Here is an 895-nt window from a genome sequence, read left to right as displayed (position 1 = left end):
GGAGAGCGTCTGCCTTACAAGCAGAGGGTCACAGGTTCGAGCCCTGTATCCTCCATATAACATAATACATTATGGTCCGTTGGTCTAGTTGGTTTAGGACGCCTCCCTGTCACGGAGGAGATCACGAGTTCGAGTCTCGTACGGACCGTTGTTATGTTATTAACAATTTAATACACAACAAACATATTACATGATGGTATGGCTCGGTAGCTCAGTTGGTAGAGCAATGGATTGAAGCTCCATGTGTCGGCGGTTCGATTCCGTCCCGCGCCATTTATGGTGGGGTAGCGAAGTCTGGCTAAACGCGGCGGACTGTAAATCCGCTCCTTCGGGTTCGGTGGTTCGAATCCACTCCCCACCATCATTATAGGGATATAGTTCAATGGTAGAACAACGGTCTCCAAAACCGTCGATGTGGGTTCAACTCCTACTATCCCTGTTTGTAATGTGATGGCGGTATTGGTGAAGGGGTTAACACACCGGATTGTGGTTCCGGCACGCGTGGGTTCGATTCCCACATACCGCCCTAGATTGGGGCATCTTGATTTATTTCAGCTGGTCCAGTCAGATTGGATAGGCGATTATGGTGGTATAGCCAAGTGGTAAGGCAGAGGTCTGCAAAACCTTCATCGTCGGTTCGAATCCGATTACCACCTTTGACTTGGGTGTATCCAATCAATATTTTTTTGCCGGAGTGGCGGAACTGGCAGACGCGCTGGACTCAAAATCCAGTGACCGTTGAGGTCGTGTGGGTTCGAACCCCACCTCCGGTATCACAAAGAACATGTTCGGTTTTCATAAAAGTACGACAAACGTTATTGACGTTTGTCGTTTTTTTATGGCTCTTTGTCAACTGTTGTTGGTAATCTATTGTAGGTTGTCTAATCGCATCGCG

The 895-nt window shown here is 48.2% G+C and carries 7 tRNA genes; all 7 read left to right on the top strand.

Features of this window, described 5'->3' with window-relative positions:
• Nucleotides 1–73: 73 nt before the first annotated feature.
• The 7 genes from FD28_RS10405 to FD28_RS10375 all read left to right on the top strand — a co-directional run bounded on the left by FD28_RS10405 (nt 74) and on the right by FD28_RS10375 (nt 773).
• Nucleotides 74–148 (top strand) — tRNA-Asp (locus FD28_RS10405).
• A gap of 52 nt (nt 149–200) precedes the next feature.
• Nucleotides 201–273: transfer RNA gene (locus FD28_RS10400), tRNA-Phe, on the top strand.
• A gap of 5 nt (nt 274–278) precedes the next feature.
• Nucleotides 279–361: transfer RNA gene (locus FD28_RS10395), tRNA-Tyr, on the top strand.
• A gap of 7 nt (nt 362–368) precedes the next feature.
• A tRNA-Trp gene (locus FD28_RS10390) sits at nt 369–439 on the top strand.
• Nucleotides 440–453: 14 nt separating this feature from the next.
• Nucleotides 454–526, top strand: a tRNA-His gene (locus FD28_RS10385).
• Nucleotides 527–585: 59 nt separating this feature from the next.
• Nucleotides 586–656: transfer RNA gene (locus tag FD28_RS10380), tRNA-Cys, on the top strand.
• A gap of 32 nt (nt 657–688) precedes the next feature.
• A tRNA-Leu gene (locus FD28_RS10375) sits at nt 689–773 on the top strand.
• Nucleotides 774–895: the final 122 nt, after the last annotated feature.

This window comes from Levilactobacillus hammesii DSM 16381 (assembly GCF_001434395.1).
Lineage (GTDB): Bacteria > Bacillota > Bacilli > Lactobacillales > Lactobacillaceae > Levilactobacillus > Levilactobacillus hammesii.
The sequence above is the reverse complement of the archived record's forward strand: the minus strand, read 5'-3'. Positions and strand labels throughout refer to the sequence as shown.